Genomic DNA, 7,376 nt, shown 5'->3' with positions numbered 1-7,376 from the left:
TTCCTCGGCAAGTCCGGCCTGGGGCAGCTGTTCAACGATCTGGCGCTGGCCATCGCCGGGCATACCCGTGGCGGCCCGGCCAAGGTGGCGGTCATCGCCAGCGGCTTCCTGGGGTCGATCAACGGCTCCGCCATCGCCAACGTCGTGACGACCGGCGCCTTCACCATTCCGCTGATGAAGAAGACCGGCTACAAGCCGAACTTCGCCGGTGCGGTGGAGGCTGCGGCCAGCGTCGGTGGACAGATTCTGCCGCCGATCATGGGCGCGGCGGCCTTCATCATGGCCGAGGTGCTCTCGGTGCCTTACACCCAGGTCATCCTGGCGGGGATCATCCCGGCGCTGCTCTTCTACCTCGGGGTGCTGTTCCAGGTCCATCTGCGTGCCATGCGCAACGGGCTGGAGGGGATTCCCCGTTCGCAGTTGACCCCGCTCAAGGAGGTGATGCTCAAGCGAGGCCATCTGTTGATACCGATGGTGGTGCTGCTGTGGCTGCTGTTCGAGGGACGGGCGCCGTTCTTCGCCGCCTTCTGGTCGATCGCCGCGACGGTGCTGATCTGCGGCACGCGCCGCGTGACCGTCGGGCTCGGCCTGATCCTGACGCTGCTGATCTTCGAGCCCCAGCTGCGGGCGCTGATCGGCGGTCACGCCCTGCCCAACTTTCCGGCCAGTCGCTGGATGCTGTTCGTGATCATCGCGATTCCGGTGGCGATCAACGCGCTGCGGGCCAGGCTCGGGATGGTGGCCGAGAAGATGGATGTGGGGGATTGCCGTGACGCCATGCACGATGGGGTGCGCAACGCGATTCCCGTCGCCGTGGCCTGCGGGGCGGTCGGGATCATCGTGGGTATCGCCACGCTCACCGGCATCGCGCTGGAGGCGGCGGATGCCGTGGTGACGCTGGGACAGCAGATTCCGATTCCGATGATCCAACTGCTGGTCACGCTGGTGCTGACCATGATCGCCTCGATCGTGCTGGGCATGGGGCTGCCCAGCATCCCGACCTACATCATCACCAGCACCATGGCTGCGCCGATCCTGCTCAACCTGCCGATGTTCCGCGAGCTGGCCGGCAGCAACGAGACGGCGATCTTCGTCGCCCACATGTTCGTGTTCTACTTCGGCCTGTTCGCCAATCTGACCCCGCCCGTGGCGCTGGCGGCCTACGCGGGGGCGGGCATCAGCGGCGGCTCGCCCAACGCCACCGGCTTCCAGGCGATGAAGCTCGCCATCGCCGGGTTCGTGGTGCCGTACATGTTCGTGTTCGCCCACAGCATGCTGATGATCGATGCGACGCTGTGGAACACGCTGTGGGTCATCGTGACCGGCGTGGTCGGCGTGCTGCTGCTGGCGGTGGCGGTGGAGGGTTACCTGCGGCGGCCGCTCAATCCCTTCTGGCGGGTCCTGGCGGCGGTGGGCGCGCTGGCGCTGATCTTCCCGGGGCTGGCCAGCGACATCGTCGGTGCGGTGATTACCGTGGTGCTGTTCCTGCTGGCCAAGGCGAAGCCGGAAGTGAGGTCCGCCGGCACGACCTAGCCCGGCGACGCCGAGCTTCGCGACGACGCCCGCGCTCCTGCCAAGGAGGGCGGGCGTTTTCGATGGCGTCGACGGGCAATACCGGCCGAGGTTTGCTATAAGGAATCCAAGGCGTCCGTTCCTTAGCAGAGATGCCGGCCAATGACCGATGAGGATGGCACATGTCAATCAATGTCACTCGGCGCCAGTTTTTCAAACTGGGCGGAGCGGGATTGGCGAGCTCGAGCCTGGCGATGATGGGCTTTGCGCCCGAGCCCGCCGAAGCCTCGATCCGCCAGTTCAAGCTGACCCACGCCAAAGAGACCCGCAACACCTGCACCTACTGCTCGGTAGGCTGCGGCATCCTGATCTACAGCAAGGGTGACGGTTCCAAGAACGTCGAACAGAACGTCTTCCATATCGAAGGCGACCCCGACCATCCGGTGTCCCGTGGTTCGCTCTGCCCCAAAGGCGCCGGTCTGCTCGACTTCGTTCACAGCAAGGGGCGGCTCGAATATCCGCAGGTGCGTGAAGCGGGCTCCAGCGAATGGACACGCATCAGTTGGGACGAGGCGCTCAACCGTATCGCCCGGCACATGAAGGACGATCGCGACGCCAACTTCGTCCAGCGCACCGCGCAGGGCGAGACGGTCAATCACTGGACGACGACGGGTTTCCTGGCCGCGTCCGGCTCTTCCAACGAAGCCGGTTACATCACCCACAAGGTGGTGCGTAACCTCGGCATGGTGGCGTTCGACAACCAGGCACGCGTCTGACACGGACCGACGGTGGCAGGTCTTGCCCCTTCATTCGGTCGCGGTGCCATGACCAATCACTGGGTCGACATCCGCAATGCCAACTTGATTCTGTCGATGGGCGGCAACTCTGCCGAGGCACACCCCGTGGGCTTCCGCTGGGTCACCGAGGCCATCGAGCACAACAAAGCCGAGTTGATCACGATCGACCCGCGCTTCACTCGTACCGGCGCCGTGGCGCAGGACAAGGCGTTCATCCGTACCGGCACCGATATCGCGTTTCTCGGCGGGCTGATCAGTTACCTGATCGAGACCGACCAGATCCAGCGCGAGTACGTGCTGAACTACACCGACGCGGCACTGATCGTGCGCGAGGATTACGGGTTCGAGGACGGCCTGTTTTCCGGGTATGACGAGTCGACGCGCAGCTACGACAAGCAGTCGTGGATGTACGAGATGGGCGACGACGGTTTCGTCCGCCGCGACGAGTCGTTGCAGGAACCGCGCTGCGTCTACCAACTGCTGCGAGAGCACTACTCGCGCTATACCCCGGACATGGTGTCGAGCATCACCGGGATCACGGTCGACGACATCCAGCGGATCTGGAAGAAGATCGCGGCGATGGCGGTACCCGGCAAGACCATGACCATCCTCTACGCGCTGGGGTGGACGCAGCACTCGACCGGTTCCCAGATCATTCGCACCGCGGCCATGGTCCAGCTGTTGCTGGGCAACATGGGGATGCCGGGCGGTGGCGTCAACGCCCTGCGTGGCCACTCCAACATCCAGGGGTTGACCGATCTGGGGCTGCTGTCCCAGTTGCTGCCGGGCTACATGACGCTGGCCAATGCCAAGGAGCAGGATTACCGCGCCTACATCGACAAGCGCACCAAGCAGCCGACCGTCGAGGGGCAGGTCTCCTACTGGAAGAACTATGAAAAGTTCCACGTCAGCCTGATGAGGGCGTGGTACGGCGATGCCGCCAACGAAGGCAACAACTGGTGCTTCGACTGGTTGCCCAAGCTCGAGCGACCGCTCTACGACATTCTCGACACCTTCGAGCGCATGTCCAAGGGCGAGCTCAACGGCTACTTCTGCCAGGGCTTCAACCCGCTGGCCTCGTTCCCCGACCGGGCCAAGGTGACCAGGGCGCTCTCGTCGCTGAAGTACCTGGTAGTGATGGACCCGCTCAATACCGAGACCAGCGAGTTCTGGAAGAACTATGGCGAATACAACGATGTCGACTCCAGCCAGATCGACACCGAGGTGTTCCGTCTGCCGACCTGCTGTTTCGCCGAGGACGAGGGCTCGATCGTCAACAGCGCCCGCTGGTTGCAGTGGCACTGGGCGGCGGCGCCGCCGCCGGGGGAGTCTCGTCCCGACACGCGGATCATGGGCGAGCTGTTCCTCAAGCTGAAACGGCTCTACCAGGAGGAGGGGGGTGTCTTCCCCGAGCCGATCGTCAACCTGACCTGGGACTACAAGGTTCCCCACGAGCCCAAATCGGAAGAGCTCGCCCGCGAGTTCAACGGCCGTGCGCTGGAGGATCTGACCGACGAGCAGGGCAACGTGACCCGGCGAGCCGGTGAGCAGCTCGCCGGGTTCGCCGAACTGACTGCCGACGGCCGCACTGCGGCGGGTTGCTGGATCTTCACCGGCTGCTGGACCGAAGCCGGCAATCAGATGGCCAATCGCGACAATTCGGACCCCTACGGGACCGGCAACACGCTGGGTTGGGCCTGGGCCTGGCCGATGAATCGGCGAATCCTCTACAACCGGGCCAGCGCCGATGTGCAGGGGCGGCCGTGGGACGCCAGCAAGGCGTTCGTCTGGTGGGATGGCGAGCAGGGTGCCTGGGTGGGGGCGGACGTGCCGGATTTCCCGCCCAACTCGCCCCCGTCGCAAGGGCAGATGCCGTTCATCATGCAGCCGGAGGGTGTCGGCCACCTGTTCGCCGGGCAGAGCATGGTCGACGGGCCGTTCCCCGAACATTACGAGCCGTTCGAGTCACCGGTGCCGCAGAACCTGCTGCATCCGGGCAAGGAGCGCGCGCGCAACAATCCGGCCGCGCGCATTTTCGACGAGGATCGTGAGGCGCTGGGCAAGCCCGAGGAATTCCCGCACGCGGCGACCACCTATCGCCTCACCGAGCATTTCCACTTCTGGACCAAGCACGCCGAGCTCAATGCCATCGTGCAGCCGCAGCAGTTCGTCGAGATCGGTGAAGCGCTGGCCAGCGAGATCGGCATCGCGGCCGGTGACTGGGTGAAGGTGTCGTCAAAACGGGGCTTCATCAAGGCCGTGGCAGTGGTGACCAAACGGCTGCGGCCGATGATGATCGGCGACAAGCAGGTCCACCATGTGGGGATCCCGCTGCATTGGGGCTTCACCGGGGTGGCCAAGAAGGGCTATCTGGTCAACGCCCTGACGCCCTTCGTCGGCGACGCCAACACCCAGACGCCGGAGTACAAGTCGTTCACCGTCCGCGTCGAGAAGGCGTGAGGAGCGAAAATGGATAATTCACAGAACATCATCGCCCGCTCCGCCACCACGACGACGCCTCCTCAGGTCCGGAGTCACGTCGATGAGGTTGCCAAGCTGATCGATGTCTCCAAATGCATCGGTTGCAAGGCCTGCCAGGTGGCGTGCATGGAGTGGAACGACCTGCGCGACGACGTCGGCGAGTGCCACGGCACCTACGACAATCCCACCGACCTGACCGCCAATTCGTGGACGGTGATGCGTTTCAGTGAGTACGAATCGCAGGAGGGCAACCTCGAGTGGCTGATCCGCAAGGATGGCTGCATGCATTGTGCCGAGCCAGGCTGCCTGAAGGCATGTCCGGCCCCCGGCGCCATCGTGCAGTACGCCAACGGCATCGTCGACTTCGACTCCAACCACTGCATCGGCTGCGGCTACTGCATTACCGGGTGTCCGTTCGATATTCCGCGTATCTCGCCGAAGGACCAGAAGTCCTACAAGTGCACGCTCTGCTCGGATCGGGTCAACGCGGGGATGGAGCCGGCCTGCGTCAAGACCTGCCCGACCAACTGCATCGAGTTCGGCACCAAGACGGACATGCTGGCTCGAGCGGAGAAGCGGGTGGGCGATCTCAAGGCGCTCGGCTTCCGTGACGCGGGCATCTACGATCCGGCCGGAGTCGGCGGCACGCACGTCATGTACGTGCTGCACCACGCCAACGACCCCAACCGTTACAGCGGGCTGCCCAAGGATCCGCGTATCTCGCCGCTGGTCGGGGCGTGGAAGGGCGCCACCAAGCCGATCATGTCGGCGATCATCGGCATCACCGCGTTTGCCGGGGTGATCCATTACATGACCAAGGGGCCGAAGGAGGAACCGGAAGAGCGGACGGAACACGGGCAGGAAGACGTGCCGCCACCGCATTCGCTCGGCTACGATGCCACCCGTCCGCGGGGAGAAGACCGATGAAGATGCCACGCGATCGACTGATTCGTTATTCGCCGCTGGACCGCGCCAATCACTGGACCATGGCCATGGTCTTCGTGCTGCTGGCGCTATCCGGGCTGGCGTTCTTCCATCCCGCCTTCTTCTTCCTGAGCCATACCCTGGGCGGGCCGGTATGGGCGCGCATCCTGCACCCGTTTCTGGGGGTGGTGCTGGTCTTGCTGTTCTACGCCATGGCGGTGCGACACGTGCGTCGCAACCTGCTCGGCGAGAACGACATCCAGTGGGCGCGCCAGATCGGCGACGTGCTCGACAATCGCGACGACAAGCTGCCACCCATCGGCAAGTACAACCCGGGCCAGAAGCTGGTCTACTGGTCGCTGGTAGTGTCGATCGCGCTGTTGCTGCTCAGCGGCGTGATCATGTGGCGGCCGTGGTTCGCCGGTTATTTCCCGATTCCGCTGATCCGTTTCGCCAGTCTGCTCCACGCGGTGTCGGCGTTCGTGGCCATCGTCACCATCGTGGTCCACGTCTATGCCGCCATCTGGGTCAAGGGCTCGATTCGCTCCATGACCCGAGGCTGGGTGACCCGGGCCTGGGCACGCCATCACCACGGCCTGTGGGCCCGTGAACAAGAGGAGGCGCAGCGCCGTGAGCAGCAGCCCTGACGACGACAGCCCCGACAACCAGCCCGGGCCAAGCGCGACCCGCGAGCACGCCTTCGGCCAGTCGCCCCCGTCGCCGGGAGCGCCGCCAATGGTCGGACTGCCGGGGCGCAAGCTGTTTGCCGAGCGTGGCCAGCGCCTGCGGCAACTGGCCGAGCGGGTCCCGGCGATGGCACCCTACCTCCAGTTCATGGCGATGATCGTCGAGGCGCAGCACCGCGTCGTCCAGCAGTCGCGTCCGGCGTTGACGAGCGGGGCGGAGTTGGCCATGCGCCATGGCATCCCGCCGCTGTCGGTAGACGGCCTGTGGCGCGACATGTCATGGCCCGACGATCTCGAGGCACTGCTGAGCGAGCTTGACGGACGGGTCCTGGCCCCGCAACGCACCTGGTTCGAGGCGTTGCGCCAGTTGCCCGACGCGGACCGGGCCGAACTGGCCCGCGCCGTACTGGAGGGTAAGCCGTTGCCGCTCGAGCAGCGTGCCATGGCGCCGCTGGTGGGTGCGGCGCTGCAGGTGGCGTGGACGCGCCAGGCAAGAATGCTGCCGGCGACCCCGCCCAGACCGGCTGACGTCGCCAGCGGGCTCTGTCCATGTTGCGGCGCCCTTGCGGTCGGCAGCCTGATCCAGATCGGCATGGCGCGCTCCCGGGTGCGTTACCTGCAGTGCGGCCTCTGTGCCAGCGAGTGGTACGCCGAGCGTGCCAAATGCGTGCAGTGTGGCGACAGCAAGACCCTGGATTATTGCAGTCTCGAGGATGAACAGGGCGAGCGGGTGCTGCCGATCCAGGCCGAGACCTGCGATCACTGTCACAGCTACCTGAAGCGTGTCAATCGGGAGTGGGAAGCGGATGCCGATCCGCTGGCCGATGATCTCGCCAGCCTGGCCCTGGACATGATGATCGCCGATCGAGAACTGGAGCGGCGCGCGTTCAATCCACTGCTGGTGTTGGGCGAGCCGGGCTAAGCTTCGAGCTTCGAGCTTCGAGCTTCGAGCTTCGAGCTTCGAGCTTCGAGCTTC

5 protein-coding genes are annotated in these 7,376 nt (G+C 65.0%); all 5 read left to right on the top strand.

Features of this window, described 5'->3' with window-relative positions; all coding sequences use genetic code 11:
* Positions 1 to 1,533, top strand: a 1,533-nt coding sequence (locus AC3AYF_RS16155; protein WP_487780002.1) for a TRAP transporter permease, incomplete at its 5' end; no start/stop codon positions are given.
* 161 nt (positions 1,534 to 1,694) lie between these two features.
* A complete protein-coding gene (gene fdnG / locus AC3AYF_RS16150; protein ID WP_487780003.1) occupies positions 1,695 to 4,769 on the top strand; it encodes a formate dehydrogenase-N subunit alpha in 3,075 nt (1,024 codons plus the stop codon).
* Between the two features lie 9 nt (positions 4,770 to 4,778).
* A complete protein-coding gene (gene fdxH, locus AC3AYF_RS16145; protein ID WP_295036332.1) occupies positions 4,779 to 5,717 on the top strand; it encodes a formate dehydrogenase subunit beta in 939 nt (312 codons plus the stop codon).
* Entirely contained in the window at positions 5,714 to 6,361 is a 648-nt protein-coding gene (locus tag AC3AYF_RS16140; RefSeq protein ID WP_295036331.1) for a formate dehydrogenase subunit gamma, read from the top strand. The genes fdxH and AC3AYF_RS16140 overlap by 4 nt, the downstream gene beginning before the upstream one ends.
* On the top strand, positions 6,345 to 7,322 hold the full coding sequence (fdhE, locus tag AC3AYF_RS16135) for a formate dehydrogenase accessory protein FdhE (protein WP_295036330.1): 978 nt from the start codon (positions 6,345 to 6,347) through the stop codon (positions 7,320 to 7,322). The genes AC3AYF_RS16140 and fdhE overlap by 17 nt, the downstream gene beginning before the upstream one ends.
* The last annotated feature ends 54 nt before the right edge of the window (positions 7,323 to 7,376 follow it).

It is taken from the genome of Salinicola sp., from assembly GCF_982684285.1.
The sequence above is the reverse complement of the archived record's forward strand: the minus strand, read 5'-3'. Positions and strand labels throughout refer to the sequence as shown.

Coding starts and splice junctions, on each gene's coding strand:
- fdxH (WP_295036332.1), top strand. CDS start 4,779: ATGGATAATTCACAGAACATCATCGCCCGCTCCGCCACCACGACGACG.
- AC3AYF_RS16140 (WP_295036331.1), top strand. CDS start 5,714: ATGAAGATGCCACGCGATCGACTGATTCGTTATTCGCCGCTGGACCGC.